Raw genomic sequence first — 14,390 nt, 5'->3', positions numbered from 1 at the left:
CTTGGAGTTCCGGGTCCGTCCTCAGCGCTGGCGGACCGGCAGCCGGTCCACGGTCTCGCGCTGGTGGGCGCGCAGGATGTCCACGAGCTGGGCGGCGCCGCCCTCACGGACCGGGTCGACGACGGGCAGTCCGGTATCGGCCTCCAGCTTCTCGGCCTCGCGGCGGTATTCCTCCTCGGTGAAGCCGCTGCTGTTGACGCTGACGGCGGCGACCTTGGCGGGTCGTTCGAAGACGGTGAGCTCCTCGTTGATGCGGATGAGCTCGGGGATAGGGATGATGGGCGTCTCCCAGACCTTGGTGCGCTCGGCGCCGAGGCGGTGGCAGAAGACCAGGGCGTGCGGCAGGGCGCCGTGGAGGATGGCGAGGGCGACGCTGCTGAACCCGATGTGGTTGAGGGAACCCTGGCCCTCGACGACGACCCATTCGTTGCCGGCGGCGGCCTCCATGACGACCTGCTCGACGGCGCCGGCCATGAAGTCGCCGGGCACGCCGTCGACCGCGACGCCATGGCCGGAGATCATCATGCCGCTCTGGCCGGTGGCAGCGAAGCCGGTGGGGATGCCACGGCGGTTGGCCTCGTTCCAGATCTCCAGGCCGGCGGTCTTCTTGCCGATGTTGGAGTCGCTGCCGCACGTGTGGATGACCCAGGTGTCCAGGTCCAGGACGCGGGCCTTGTTGAGCGGCACCTTCGGCGCGTCCTTGGTCTCCCAGACGGTGATGCCCTTCTCACGGACGGCACGGGCGATGTCCGGGTCGCCGGTAAGGCGGAAGTGGATCGAGTTGATCAGGTGGAGGCCGTTCTGGACGGCCGCGAGGAGGTGCGGCTTCCAGCCGGAGGGCAGTTCGGCGGAATGCAGGCCCTTGCCGATGACCAGGACCTCGGGGCGCAGGTGCAAAGCGTCCTCGACGCGGCCGACGATCGGGATCGGGCCGCCGTAGCCGAGCTCGTCCTGGACGGTCCGGCCGGCCTTGCGGCTGTCGATCACGGCGACGCAGCGGTCCCCGCGGTAGCGGATCAGTGAGGCGGCGATCTTGCTCGTAAAGAGCCCGAAGCACCCCTCGGCGAACACCACGAAGTTCTTGTCGACCAGCTCCGCATGGTTCAACTGACCCACGTCTTCCTCCACGGACTCGACGGTTCGATTGTCGACGGCACGAGATGGTTCGGGCGGTCTACGGCACGGGCTCAGTCGTCAGGCGGTACCGCGCACGCACCTGGCGCACGGCCTCCTCGATCTGCTCCTGGGTGCCGCCCCGGAAAAGGAAGCGGCCGCCTTGGAGCGTGGCGTACGAGCCGGGCCGGGAGACCAGAACCTCACCCGCCCTCGGCACCAACTCCCGGTACAGGTAGGTAACTTCACCCAGGAGCGAGGTGGCGGCGGTGACCTTCTGGGGCAGCGGCTTGGGCCCTGGGATGATCAGCCAGCCGCCGCTCTGCTCCGGGTCGGGGGCCGGCGGGTCCACCAGGCGGCCCAGCAGCACGTCGACCCACAGCCGGAAGAGATTGACGCCGTGGACGTCGTGGATGACGTACGGCACGTCGGCGCCTGGCACCCGGGCTCCGACCTCCAGGAACACCAGCTCGTCGCCGGTGTCGAAGAGTTCGAGGTGGAAGGCGGAGCTCCGCAGGCCGAGCGCGGTCAGGCAGCGCACAGCGAAGTCCTCGCAGCGGCCGCGCACCGCGGGATCCGTCTGGAAGACGGAGCCGAGCGGTTCGCCCAGGAGCTCGAAGTCCAGGCAGGAGGAGACGTAGCGCGAGGTACACAGGAACAGCGGTTTGCCCGCGGCGTCCAGGACGCCGTCGACGTGCAGGATCTCGCCCCGTACGAACTCCTCGATCTCGAGGTCGTGCAGGCTCCGTTCGGCGCACAGGGCCCGCAGCTCCTCGGCAGAGGCGATCTCGCGCACACCCTGGCTGGACGCCCCTCGCACCGGCTTGACGATCACGGGGTAGCCGAACTCCTCGGCGGCCGCGAGGACCTGGTCCTCGGTGCGGCAGGGCGCCCAACGCGGCACTCGGATGCCAGCCCGCGACACCGTCTCCTTCATGACGGTCTTGTCGCGGAGCCGGGAGGTCTCCTCGGGGCTGGAGCCCGGGATGCAGTACCGCTCGCGCAGGGTCGCCGCGAGGTCGAGGAGCATTTCGGAGAAGCAGATGACGTGGTCGAACGGGCCTTCGTCGCGAACGACGGCGTCAACGAGCCCCAGCACGCCGTCCAGGTCGCCGAAGTCCGGTACGACGTGGACCCGTTCGGCGTCGGCGGGCACTCCGCTGCGGCCGCCCTCGTCGCAAACGTACGTGACGCGGTCGGTCTCCGGGCGGAAGACGATCTCGGGAGCGGCAAGGCGGTTCTCCCAGCGCCGCTCGTCCTCGTACAAGGGCCAGCGGTTCAAAAACAGGATTGCGCCGGACATGGATGTCGTCCTCACGGTTCACATGGTGCATGGACGTGCCCGGCCGGGGGGCCGGTTGACGGCGGCGGCGACGGCGGGCCTTTCGGAACCGAAGAATGAACCCGAACCTGAATCCCGGGAACGGCACGCGTTGTTCGCACTGCCTCAGCCTCGCATGGGACCGGCCTGGTCAGAATAGGACCTAAGTCCCGGCGCCCCCGGCGTTGCAGGTGCGCGAGCACGCGGGCACGTGCTGCCTGGCTAGCCTCAATACCGGGACTCTGACACGAAAAAATTGGGTGAGTGTGCGGTTCAGGCCGCTGAGATCGTGCATCACTGCGACCAGCTCCATCCGGGCCAGCAGCGCGGTGATCCCTGTGTCCAACTGGCCGACCACGGTGGCGAGGTGGTCGATCTCGTCCAGGTAATGCCGGCACATGAACGCGTGGTGTTCGGTGAAGGTTCCGTCCAGGGCTTCGATGAGGGCCGGGATCTTGCTGCGGGCCCGGCGGATGGCCAGCTCGGCCAGGGTCTGCGGGGCACGTTCGCCGTTGATCAATGCGTTGATGATGGCCCGGCCGCCGGCCCCGGTGATGTCGCTGAGCACCGACGATTGCGTCATCCCGGCGGTAAAGAGGGTCCGGACCGCCTTGTGCCGGAAACGCCATGGGCAGATGGACCTATTGCCCGCGCGCCGCACGGGACACAGAATTCTTATCGCGCCCCCACCGCCGGAGGACGGCTGTCGTGCGCGCCAATTTCGCGGGACAGGTGGTGGTGCTGCCGTGCCGGAGGGGACGGAGACGGTACGGCGGGTGAGCTCCGAGGGCTTCCGGGCGGCGATGGTTCGGCTCGCGGCCGGGGTCGTGGTGGTGACGACCTCGGTGTCACTGCGCCACCGCTGATCTTGGTCTGTCCAGCGAACTCGGCCGACTCCTTCGCGGCGTTCGCCTCCTGCGGGTACTTCGCGGTGAGCGTGCTGGGCCCCGAACACACCGCTGGCAAGCAGTTCGCGACCAAAGGCGCCGCCACATTCGCATCGAACGGCCTGTCCCGTACGTCCGGCGGACTGCCGACTGCCGACTGCCGACTGCCGCGGGAACGCTCGTCGAGCTGGAGAGGCAATCTCCCCATGCGGTAGCGAGGTCTCCGCACGGCGCGATGACCCGAACGGCCGGCCTTCTGGACCAGTTCTACTGGTGGCTCCGGTGGGATCGGGTGAGCCGGAAATCCTGGCTCGCGACCCGCCACAGGGTATTTCCGCCGGGTACCAGTGTCCTTGTACGACGGTGACTCACCCACTACCACCGGCCTCTCCCCCACCCCGACCAAGGTCATCTCATGTCCGCCGACGTGGCAACACACTCGGTGGTAAAGAGGGTCCGGACCACTTTGCGCCGGAAACGCCATGGGCAGATGGACCTATTGCCCGCGCGCCGCACGGGACACAGAATTCTTATCGCGCCCCCACCGCCGGAGGAGGGCTGTCGTGTGCGCCAGGAGGCTTTTCTCGAACTGCCGCCCCGACATCGAAGCGCCAAGCGGTGGGATGACATGTTCTCGCTCCGCGGATATCGCCGGCCCCGGACGTCAAAGCGACATCGCTTGCAAGGTATCAGACGGCGAACGATGGGAAACGGGAGATACGAGGATGCTGCTGAAGGTTGATCCGGTCGATTCCTTTTCCGGAACTTTCCGCGTCCCGTCTTCGAAACCGGAGACGCAACGGGCAATTCTGACCGGCACACTGGCCGAGGGCACGTCACGCGTTTACAACGACCTCCGTTGCGACGAGACGGAGACCATGAAGAACGCCTGCCGTGCCTTCGGTGCCAAGATAACCGAGCACGACGGATTCCTGGAGATCCAGGGCATCGGAGGGGCGCTCCCGCAGATCCGGCGCGTCATCCAGTCCCGCGGCTCGGGTCTGGTGTTCCGCGTCGTGACGGCGCTGGCGTCCGTACTGCCGTCGCCGGTCGTGGTGACGGGCGACGCGACCCTGTGCAACCGCGTGATGGAGCCCCTGCTACAGGCGCTGCGCGAACTCGGCGCGGACATCGAGTCGATCGTCAGCGAGAACAAGGCCCCGGTCGTCAACTGGGGACGCGGCCTGAAGGGCGGCACATGCCGGCTGCCGGGCGACATCAGCTCGCAGTTCATCACCGCCATCCTGTTCGCCGCGCCGCTGGCCGACGGCCCGGTGGAGATCGAGGTGACGGGCGAGGTCTATTCCCAGTCATACATCCGGCAGACGCTGGCGAGCCTGACTGACGCGGGTATCAAGGTCTCCGCGTCGGAGGACATGCGTCACTACCAGGTGGAGCCCTCCTCCTACCAGGCCCAGGACGTCACCATTCACGAGGACTACACCTCGGCCTCGTACCTGCTGGCCGCCGCCGCGCTCTTCCCGGGCCGGACTGTCCTGACCAACGTGTATGGCGACAGCATGCAGGGCGAGTTCGCGATCGTCCCGATCCTGGAGCAGCTCGGGGTGAGCGTCACCTTCGACCGGGCCACCTCGTCGCTGACCGTCGACAACCCGCCGGGCAGTCTGTGCGGCGCCTTCGAGGTGGATGTGCGGGACTGCCCCAACATCGTGCCCACGCTCGCCGCCCTCGGGGCGTACGTGCAGGGCAGCCTGCGGGTGACCGGCGGACGCCTGACCCGCTTCCACAAGGCGTCACGCATCGAGGCCATGGCCGCCGAACTGACCCGCGCGGGCGTGGACATCGAGGTTCTGTACGACGATGGGATCTGCGACGGCTTCGAGGTCCGCGGCGCGCGGACGTACCCCGGCGGAGTGACGCTGTCCAGTTGGGGCGACCACCGCATCTTCATGTCGCTGTTCGTGGCAGGCCTGCGGATGCAGTCCGCCAACCGGTTCTCGGGCTTCGAAGACGTCCGGCTGTCCTTCCCCACCTTCATGGAGGAGTTCACCAAGGCAGGGGTACGGACCACGGCCGTTGAGGAGGAGAACGCGCCCGCTGGGGCCGTCGGCTGACCCTGCCCGCGGCAACCTCGGCGGTCCGCTGTGCCGCAGTGGCGCGCGCCGCCGGACCCAACAGGTGAGCGAGACGCGCTGCTGACCATGGCAGAGGTGTCGGCGCGCGGGCTGGATCTCACGCCCGCGCGCCCCGTCGCGGCGCATGCCCCCCGAAACCCCGGATGCAGGACACCCCCGCACGACCGTCCGCTTCCCCCGTTCAGGAAGTTCCCTCGATGCCTTCTGCACCTGCCCCCCGGCTGCGCGCCGATGTCTCCGGGTTGCCTCGCTACGTCCCCGGCCGGGCCGCGCCCAGCGACCTGGTGGACAAGTTGTCATCGAACGAGAACCCCTACCCCCCGCTGCCGTCGGTCGTCGCCTCGATGCGCGAGGAGCTGGGGCGCGTCAACCGCTATCCCGATTCCAAGAGCAGTGAACTGGTCACGGAGCTGTCCGCAGCCCTCGCGGTGCCCCCGGAGCACCTCGTGCCCGGCACCGGATCCCTCGGGGTCACCAAGGACCTGTTGTGCGCCGCGGCCGGCGAAGGGGACGAGGTGCTGTTCGCCTGGCGCTCGTTCGAGGCGTACCCGCTGCTCATCTGGGCCACCGGGGCAACTGGTGTGCAGATTCCGCTGCGTGACGAGCGGCATGATCTGGAGGCCATGGCCGATGCGGTGACACACCGCACTCGCATGATCATCGTGTGCAATCCCAACAACCCGACCGGCACGGCCGTGCACCGCGGTGAGCTCGAGCGCTTCCTCGACCGGGTGCCGGGCCACGTGCTGGTGGTGCTCGACGAGGCGTACCGCGAGTTCGTCGACGACACCGACGTACCCGACGGCATCGAGCTCTACCGCGACCGTCCCAACATCGCCGTTCTGCGCACCTTCTCCAAGGCGTACGGGCTGGCGCGACTGCGCGTCGGCTACGCGGTCGCGCATCCGCCGGTCGCGGCCGCGCTGCGGGCCTGCGCCGTGCCGTTCGGCGTCAGCGGACTCGCCCAGGCCGCCGCGCGGGCCTCGCTGAACGCGGGACCCGAACTGCTGGAGCGGGTACAGACCCTGGTGGCCGAGCGCGCCCGGGTCACCCGTGCTCTGCGGGCCGCGGGCTGGAACGTTCCTGACAGCCAGGCCAACTTCGTCTGGCTGCGCCTCGGCTCGCATACACCGGCGTTCGCCGACGCGTGCGAGGCGGCGGGTGTCATGGTGCGCCCCTTCGGCGACGAGGGGGTGCGGATCACCATCGGTACTCCCGAGGAGAACGACCATCTGCTGAAGATCGCGGGCGACTGGCGACGGGTGTGAGGCCCCCGCCGCAGACCCCGCGTCCCAGAAGTGGAGCGGTACGAGGCGGGTCAGACCGAGTCCATACGGTCGAGGCTGGATCCGGCAGCACTTCGCTGCCGGTGGCGACGAGGATCACCCGCGGCTGGTCGCCGGACGCCTCGGCCAGGACGTAGCCGCCGCCAGACACCCCGTGGGCGGATGCCATGCCACTGCCTTCGGAGCGGTCCAGGACGGCAGGTTCTGCCTCGTCAGGCCCAAGACGAGACCACCAGGCCGGCCCCGCTGTGGAGTTGGCCGCTTGAAAGGTCTCCACGACGCGAGGGGATTGACGATCCCGGGCTCCCCGGCCGTCGTGAAGCGGGCCGAGGCATCCGCCGTCCTGCTGGCCCCGACTCCATGACACGGGCGCCGGCAGCTTTGAACGGACCCCGGCAATACGATGCGGTCACCCTGATGTCTGAGCAGCGGCTTGTCGTTGGTAGTGGCTGGTGCGGGATCGGGCTTGATTGCCGGTGGCCGGGGCCGGGCTCGGCCAGGTCGATGACGGCCCAGTCGTAGAAGCGGTTGCCCTTGGCTCCCGCGCCTGCCGACAGCTTCTGCCGGGGTTGCCGCCGTAGACCTCGTCGCCGGCGACCCAGCCGACACGGTGTCCGGCGTCCCGGAACCGTTCGATCATCCTGCGGGCCAGCTCTGGTCTGGTCGCGAAGGCGATGTCCTGGTCGAGCCCGGCCGTGCCGGTGTACTGGCGCTGGCCCCCGACAGTGTGGACGCCCTTCTTCACATCGCCGGTCTCGTCCACGACCAGCACCGTGGTTCGACCCCCCGGGCGAACCGTCCCGTGATACGGCATTATGCTGTGACTTACGGCTACTGTCTCATCGTTAGTCCAATATTTGACCGAGAAACACTAGTCAATTGCTCGCACAAGCATGTAGCTTGAACCACGCTTGAGCAGTTTCAGTCTGCGCCTCGAGCGAGCGTCAGGGGGGGGACGCCGTCGCCGGCCAGATGCGTGCCGTTTTGCAGTCGCGCCACCGGTTCTTTGCAGCGTTGCCATTTCGTCTGCGAACGATTTGGCATGCTTACACAGGGGAGATTGCTTTGACGTCATGCCCATATGCGCTTTCCATCGTTCCGCTGGGCTTCGACATTCATGGCGAGACTTCCAAAATGAGGGCCATCAGTCCAGCGGTGAAATTCGATCTACCCGGCGGAGTTACGGATAGGTCAATAACAGGGCATAGCTTGACTGGAGGAGGCCGGAAGCGAGGTCGCCGCCCTGCTGAGGTCCGGAGCCGCCGCCCAGGGCTCCTGAAACTGCCCGAGAAGGCCACCGCCTCCCACGCCGCCCTGGCCGATGCCCCCCTGCGACGAATGGCGGGAGATCGTCGTGGACCACCTTCCAGGACCTCCGCCTCCTTGCCCGGTTAGGGGCCGCCTCCGCCCTCGCGCTGCGCGGTGACGCCGACCCCCTCACCAGCGCCCTTGGCCTGGTCCCCTGGCGCCGCGTCACGTCCGGCCCCTTCCCCCTTCACACCTTCCCCGGCGGCCACACCGACGTCCTGCGCTCCCCGGCCTGAACGGCCTGGCTGAGCGAGACGCTGGGCCGCCTGCCGTGACCGCCGCCTGTCAGGTGACCTGCCGGCGCTCACCGCTCAGCGCCAGGGGGTGCCGCGTGAATGAAGTCCTTGGACGTTTTTTCTCATGCCCTTTCGGAGAAGCAAGGAAGAGGCAAGACGTGGAAGAAGCACCGGTCGCAAAACTCACCTCCCGGGAGTTAGATGTACTCCGCCTGCTGGCCCGGGGGTTAAGTAACCGGCTCATCGCCCGAAGACTCGACATATCCGAGAAGACCGCGAAGAACCATCTCAGCAGCATCTACTCGAAGATCGGCGCCACCGACCGCATTCAGGCCGCCCTCTACGCTCGACACGTCGGCCTGACCGACCTCGAGGAAGCGGCTCCGTCCGCTCCGGCGTCCGCTCCCGTCCCCGAGAAAGATGCGCCGCCCGCCGGCCCCGCCCTCACCGCACGCGAGCGGGGCGTACTCTGCCTGCTGGCCCGGGGGTTAAGTAACCGGCTCATCGCCCGAAGGCTTGACATATCCGAGAAGACCGTCAAGAACCATCTCAGCAGCATATACCTCAAGATCGGCGCCGCCCACCGCACTCAGGCCGCCCTCTACGCCCAAGACGTCGACCTCGCCTCCTGAGCGGCCCGCAGCGGGACCTTTCTCCGAGGGCATCCCTCCCACATGGAGCCAGAGCACTGCCGTGTGGAGGGGGATTCCCACTTCCGCTCGGCGCGCTCCGCCAGCGCCGAGACCCAGCTGTGCAGCGTGCCCGAGTGGACACCGAGCTCCTCAGCGACCTCCGGGATCGGCCTCCCGGCCTCGATCACGATGCGTACGGCACCCTCACGAAACTCAGGTGTACATGTCCGTTGCTTGGACCCCATGAACCCCAACTCGCCTGCAATCACGGGCTCCACGCTATGAGGGGAGGGACAATCTCAGCGTTCCTACTGCCGCTCACCGTCATCCCCCCTCGACGAGGAACCTCCGCGCCAGCTTCCCCGCCTCGTCCTGGCACTCCTCGAAGTAAGCGTGCCGGGCACCCAGGAAGAGGCGGGTGCGGGCACCGGGGATACGGGAGGCGAGTAGCTGGAGGTTGTCCGGCGGGGTCAGCCGGTGGTCGCCCTGCCGCCGGGCCGTGAGCAGGCCCGCGCGGCGCGGGACAGCGAGGTGGCGGGAAACCTCCGGCGGTGAAAGTTCCCAGGCGTGGCCGGCTCACCGGTGGTGTGCGGGCCGCGGGCCAGGGTGCGCAGCAGCCGCAGCCGTACCGGATGCGCAAGTGCCTCCAGCCGTAACGTGACCGTTTCCAGCGATACCGGCTCCGATGGACTCGCCCCGGCCACCGGGTACTGCACCACCGGCTGCCACCCGGGCGCGTGGACCACCACCAGGTGCGGGCGGCCGAAGACGCTGAGGAGGAAGGTGACCCCGGTACCGTGGGCGGCGGTCGCAGTGTCCTGCAACTTGTCCACGATGATGCAGTTGCCGTCCGGTGCCAAGGTGACGGCGCTGGAGACCGATGCGAGTGCCGCCCCGATGCCCTGGCGCTTCAGCAGGTCGTTCTTCAGGCGCAGGTCGGTGGCGAGTGCACGGCGACGCCCGTCCAAGCGGCGTCGAAGAAGGCCTCGGCGCACTGTTCGCGGGTGTGCCGCACCCGTGCCCGCACGACGGCCGGGTCCGCGAGCAGCCGTTCCGCGAAGGCCTCTTGGAGCGCGCCGCGGGCCTGGGCCAGGTCCAGGGCCCGCTCACGCGCCGTCGCGTCGGCGAGCGGCGACGGCGCGGCGAAGTGGACCCGGTTGCTGCCGCACGTGGTGATGAGCGCGGCGGTCACATAGGCTTCATCGTCGATCCGGTCTACATCGTCCAGTTCCTCGGTGAGGGTCGGCCGGGGGCGAGCGGGGACCAGGAAGTCGGCTCGTGAGGAACGCCAGAGGAACTCCGCCTCCGTGAGCCGCTCGGCCAGCTCCGGCCACAGCCCAGCCCAGACGTCCCCGGCCCAGCCAGCGAGCTGCGGGTGATGCGCGGGTTCGGCCAGCACGTGCAGCATCGCGGTCAGCTCGGCCAGCGGGGAGGCAGCGAACCGCAGTCGCACGGAAGGCAGGCCGCCGATGTCGATCCTCAACGTCATCCCCTCATCATCGCTGGCCGGATGACCGCCACGTCGATTGACGATGTCCGTCAACTGACATGGTCGGCCCGGCGGCGGAACGCACCATTGACGCCATGGAAACCACCACCAAGATCCGGCCGCGCGTCCTCGTCCGTGCCTCCGGAGGCCCCCGCTATGCCGTCGCCCTGGCCGTGGACGCGCTCGGCACCGGCTTGCTGCGGCCCTTTCTGCTGCTCTACGGGATAACGGTGCTGAAGCTGTCCGCGGCGGCCACCGGCGTCGCCATGACGGCCGGCATCGTCGTGGGTCTGGTGTGCACGCCCGCGGTGGGTCGATGGCTGGACCGGGGCGCACGCAGCACGGTCGTGGCGGCGTCGATGCTGGTGCGGGTGGTGGGCGTGGCGCTGCTGCTGATCGCCCCGGCGGGGCACGTCTGGCTGTTCGCGACGGCTGCGCTCTTCCTCGGCATCGGCAACCAGGCCTGGCCGGCCGCCCACGCGGCTCTCGTCGCCACGGTCGCCCAGGGCCGGGAACGTGACGCCGCCCTCGCGGCAGGCCGCGCTCTGCGCAACGCCGGCCTGGGCGTCGGCGCGCTCATCGCCACCGCATGCCTGGCGGGCGGCACCACCGCGTTGCAGGCGCTGGCAGCCGTCACCGGGCTCGCCTATTTCGCTGCGGCCGTCTTGGCATGGTCGGTTCACGTGCACACGCATCCGGCCGCTATTTCGGCCAAGGACAAGGCCGACGGGCCAACACCCCGGATGCGCGTGCTGCTGGCCGCCAACGTGGTCTACGTCTTCTGCCTCAACGTCCCCGAAATCGCTCTGCCTCTGGTCCTGGTGACACAGTTACATGCATCCCCGGTGTGGTCGGCAGCCATCTTCGTGGCGAACACCGTGCTGGTGGTCACCCTGCAGGTTCCGGTCACTGTCCTGATGTCCCGCTTCTCCCGGCGGACCGCGATGGCTCTTGCCGGCGTGGTGCTCGCCGCGTCCTACCTCGGCTTCCTCGCGGCCACCTCGCTGGGACACGGCTGGAGTGCCCCGGCCGTCGCCGCGGTGTCCGTGGTCTGCACCATCGGCGAGATCATCTATACCGGCAGCGCAACCGCGCTCGTCACCGCCCTCGCCCCGGCCCATGTCCTGGGACGCGCCCTCGCCCGCTTCCAGCTCACCTGGGGCTTCGGCCTCGCCATCTCCCCGGCGATCATCACCACTCTCGCCTCCCACAGCTCGGCTGCCCTCTGGGGCAGCCTCGCCGCTGCGACGCTTCTGTCCGCCTTCGCTGTTGCCACCGAGAAGGATCAAGGAACGCCGCGGCTCAGCGGTTGCTTCCGCCGGGCGCGAGCAGGCTCGTGAGCTCGGCGATCGCCTCGGGGGACGGCTTGCCCCGGACGGCGGTGGGTGACGAACACCGGCCCGCGGGTGCGGGCCTTTCAGCAGACGGGGCAGCAGCCGAGCGGTACCGGCACCCCAGTACACGGGCTCCAGCACGTAGAGCCTCGCCGATCTCGTCGTCCGCGACCGATGCCAGCGGCCGGACCTCGCCGAGTCGTTCGGCGGTCTTGCCCACCCCAATCCCGTAGTTCCGGATTGTGTTTCGGGTTGCCGAGCGAACCTGCGGCACGCGCTTGAGGAGTGCTGCGGTCAGCGAGGCACGCTTACCCGGCCAGAGCAAGGACGAGTGGGAGTACCTGGTCGGCTCCGTTCTGGCGCAGGAGGCGTGCGCCTACGGCCAGGGTCCAGCCGGAGTCGGTGTAGTCGTCGACGAGCAGGACCGGGCCGGGGGTGCCGGCCAGGGCGGCGGTGAGTTCGTCGGGCACGGTGAACGAGGCGGCCAGGGCGCGCAGCCGCTGGGCGGAGTTGCTGCGGTGCGCCGCATGCTCGTCAGCCTGCGGGGTGTAGGTCAGGCTGCCCAGCAGCGGGAGCCTGCCGACCCGGGCCAGGCCCCCGGCCAGTGAGGCGACCAGCTGCGGGCGAGTGCGGGACGGCATGGCGACGACCCCCACGGGTCGTGCCGCCGCGTCAGGGGAGCCGCTGGCCCAGCCGCCCGGGGAGCGGGCCCAGTCGGCAACCGTCGTCACGACGGCAGCCAGTACGTCGTCTGGGACCGGCCCATCCGTGGCCTGCTCCGACAGCAGCGGACGTAGGCGGTTGCCCCAGCCGATGTCCGAGAGCCTGCCGAGCGCGCGCCCGGGGGCCGCCTGCTGGGCCGCTGGGATACGGCCCTTGAGGTCGACCCCGACCGCGGACATACCCGTAGGCCACATGCGGCGTGGCTCGACCTCGACTCCCGGGCGGTCCAGCTCGCCTGTCGCTGCCGCGAGGGCTCCGGGCGAGACGGCGGGATCGAGCCAGGGCCCGGCGCAGGTGTCGCAGCGACCGCACGGAGCCGCCTTCTCGTCGTCGAGCTGCCGTTGCAGGAACTCCATCCGGCACCCCGTGGTCGCCACGTAGTCCCGCATGGCCTGCTGCTCCGCCTCCCGCTGCCGGGCCACCCACGCATACCGCTCCGCGTCGTACACCCACGGCTCGCCGGTGGCAGTCCAGCCCCCCTTCACTCGCTTGACCGCCCCGTCCACGTCCAGGACCTTCAGCATCGTCTCCAGCCGCGAACGCCGAAGATCCACCAACGGCTCCAGCGCCGGCAGCGACAACGGACGCCCCGCCTGCTCCAGAACCCCCAGCGTGCGCCGCACCTGCTCCTCGGGCGGGAAGCCCACCGACGCGAAGTACGCCCAGATCGCCTCGTCCTCCCGCCCCGGCAGCAGCAGCACATCCGCATGGTCCACACCACGCCCCGCACGGCCCACTTGCTGGTAATAGGCGATCGGGGACGAGGGCGACCCCAGGTGCACCACGAACCCCAGGTCCGGCTTGTCAAAGCCCATCCCCAGCGCCGAGGTCGCCACCAGCGCCTTCACCCGGTTCGCCAGCAGGTCCTCCTCCGCCTGCAACCGATCAGCGTTCTCCGTCTTCCCCGTGTACGAAGCCACCGGATACCCGCGCTGCCGCAGGAACGCCGCGACCTCCTCCGCCGCCGCCACCGTCAGCGTGTAAATGATCCCCGAACCCGGCAGATCCCCCAGCCGCTCCCCCAGCCACGCCAGCCGATGCGCCGCATCCGGCAGCTCCAGCACCCCCAAGCGCAGGCTCTCCCGGTCCAGCGGCCCCCGCAGCACCAGAGCATCCCCACCCCCCGTGCCCAACTGCTCGGCCACGTCCGTGGTCACCCGCGCGTTCGCGGTCGCCGTCGTGGCCAGGACCGGCACACCCGTCGGCAACTCCGCCAGCATCGTGCGCAACCGACGGTAGTCGGGCCGGAAGTCGTGCCCCCAGTCGGAAATACAGTGCGCCTCGTCAACCACCAGCAGACCAGTCGTGGCCGCAAGCTTGGGCAGCACCTGATCGCGGAAATCCACGGAATTGAGACGTTCCGGACTTACGAGGAGAACATCGGTCTCGCCACGCTCGACCTCTCCGTAGATGGTGTCCCATTCCTCCGGGTTGGCCGAGTTGATCGTGCGCGCCTGGATACCGGCACGCGCCGCTGAGTCGACCTGGTTACGCATCAGCGCCAGCAGCGGCGAGATGATCACCGTAGGACCCGAGCCACGCCGCCGCAGCAAAGCGGTGGCGACGAAATACACCGCCGACTTGCCCCAGCCGGTCCGCTGCACCACCAGTGCCCGCCGACGCTCCTCCACCAGCGCCGCCACCGCCTGCCACTGATCCTCCCGCAGCCGCGCCGAACCCTCCGGGGCACCGACGAGCTCAGCGAGGATGGCGTCGGCTTCAGTGCGGAGCTCCAGGTTGTCCATGCCTCCATGCAACCCGATGGCACTGACAATCGGCCAATTCATCCAGCGTGGCAAAGGGCTCGATCAGGGCTCGCCTGCCGCGCACGGATCAAGGACGGCGAGGGTCGATCGACCCGTTTATACAGGTCAGGGCCCCAATTCCGCCTGGAATTTGAATGCCTTCCCGGTTCTGTACCCGGAGCGGCTGAACAACCCCGATTTCCGCGATCAGGTGCTGCCG

At 68.9% G+C, this 14,390-nt stretch carries 9 protein-coding genes and 3 pseudogenes; 4 read left to right on the top strand and 8 right to left on the bottom strand.

The features are described 5' to 3' along the window. Positions 1–21 precede the first annotated feature (21 nt). The 3 genes from HYQ63_RS31220 to HYQ63_RS46125 all read right to left on the bottom strand — a co-directional run bounded on the left by HYQ63_RS31220 (position 22) and on the right by HYQ63_RS46125 (position 3,017). Positions 22–1,116 (bottom strand): DUF1611 domain-containing protein, encoded by a 1,095-nt coding sequence (locus HYQ63_RS31220; protein ID WP_179937145.1) that lies wholly within the window; start codon positions 1,114–1,116, stop codon positions 22–24. A 58-nt stretch (positions 1,117–1,174) separates the two neighbouring features. After that, positions 1,175–2,416 (bottom strand): acetyl-CoA carboxylase biotin carboxylase subunit family protein, encoded by a 1,242-nt coding sequence (locus tag HYQ63_RS31215; RefSeq protein ID WP_179937144.1) that lies wholly within the window; start codon positions 2,414–2,416, stop codon positions 1,175–1,177. A gap of 181 nt (positions 2,417–2,597) precedes the next feature. Further along, the gene (locus tag HYQ63_RS46125; RefSeq protein WP_179937143.1) at positions 2,598–3,017 is read right to left on the bottom strand and encodes a hypothetical protein; all 420 of its coding nucleotides are present in this window, start codon (positions 3,015–3,017) and stop codon (positions 2,598–2,600) included. A 786-nt stretch (positions 3,018–3,803) separates the two neighbouring features. On the opposite strand from HYQ63_RS46125, the gene aroA reads away from it, so the two are divergent. Next, positions 3,804–5,396, top strand: coding sequence for a 3-phosphoshikimate 1-carboxyvinyltransferase (gene aroA, locus HYQ63_RS31205; protein ID WP_306664848.1), 1,593 nt, complete (start codon positions 3,804–3,806; stop codon positions 5,394–5,396). Between the two features lie 218 nt (positions 5,397–5,614). Then, the gene (hisC, locus tag HYQ63_RS31200; RefSeq protein WP_179937141.1) at positions 5,615–6,685 is read left to right on the top strand and encodes a histidinol-phosphate transaminase; all 1,071 of its coding nucleotides are present in this window, start codon (positions 5,615–5,617) and stop codon (positions 6,683–6,685) included. A 488-nt stretch (positions 6,686–7,173) separates the two neighbouring features. Here the strand turns inward: hisC and HYQ63_RS31195 are convergent. Next, positions 7,174–7,475, bottom strand: a pseudogene (locus tag HYQ63_RS31195) (IS701 family transposase); the annotation flags it as partial. Positions 7,476–8,405: 930 nt separating this feature from the next. Here HYQ63_RS31195 and HYQ63_RS46120 point away from each other — a divergent pair. Continuing rightward, on the top strand, positions 8,406–8,879 hold the full coding sequence (locus HYQ63_RS46120; protein WP_373689163.1) for a response regulator transcription factor: 474 nt from the start codon (positions 8,406–8,408) through the stop codon (positions 8,877–8,879). Here HYQ63_RS46120 and HYQ63_RS45005 read toward each other — a convergent pair. Together HYQ63_RS45005 and HYQ63_RS31180 are read right to left on the bottom strand one after the other, a co-directional pair. Next, complete coding sequence (locus tag HYQ63_RS45005) at positions 8,849–9,124, bottom strand: transposase (protein WP_257232671.1); 276 nt, start codon at positions 9,122–9,124, stop codon at positions 8,849–8,851. The two genes, HYQ63_RS46120 and HYQ63_RS45005, sit on opposite strands and share 31 nt — an antisense overlap. 238 nt (positions 9,125–9,362) lie before the next feature. Continuing rightward, positions 9,363–10,368: pseudogene (locus tag HYQ63_RS31180) on the bottom strand (DUF5937 family protein); the annotation flags it as partial. Positions 10,369–10,463: 95 nt separating this feature from the next. Here HYQ63_RS31180 and HYQ63_RS31175 point away from each other — a divergent pair. Next, entirely contained in the window at positions 10,464–11,708 is a 1,245-nt protein-coding gene (locus HYQ63_RS31175) for an MFS transporter (protein ID WP_179937140.1), read from the top strand. Between the two features lie 29 nt (positions 11,709–11,737). Here the strand turns inward: HYQ63_RS31175 and HYQ63_RS46115 are convergent. Beyond that, positions 11,738–11,846, bottom strand: a pseudogene (locus HYQ63_RS46115) (site-specific integrase); the annotation flags it as partial. A 164-nt stretch (positions 11,847–12,010) separates the two neighbouring features. Beyond that, positions 12,011–14,170 carry a RecQ family ATP-dependent DNA helicase gene (locus HYQ63_RS31170; RefSeq protein ID WP_179937139.1) on the bottom strand — a complete coding sequence of 720 codons (2,160 nt, stop codon included), beginning with the start codon at positions 14,168–14,170 and terminating at the stop codon, positions 12,011–12,013. Between the last annotated feature and the right edge of the window lie 220 nt (positions 14,171–14,390).

Origin of the sequence: Streptomyces sp. Rer75 (assembly GCF_013414305.1) — a bacterium.
In the GTDB taxonomy this organism is placed as follows: domain Bacteria; phylum Actinomycetota; class Actinomycetes; order Streptomycetales; family Streptomycetaceae; genus Streptomyces; species Streptomyces himastatinicus.
This window is presented reverse-complemented; position numbering and strand designations above follow the sequence as displayed.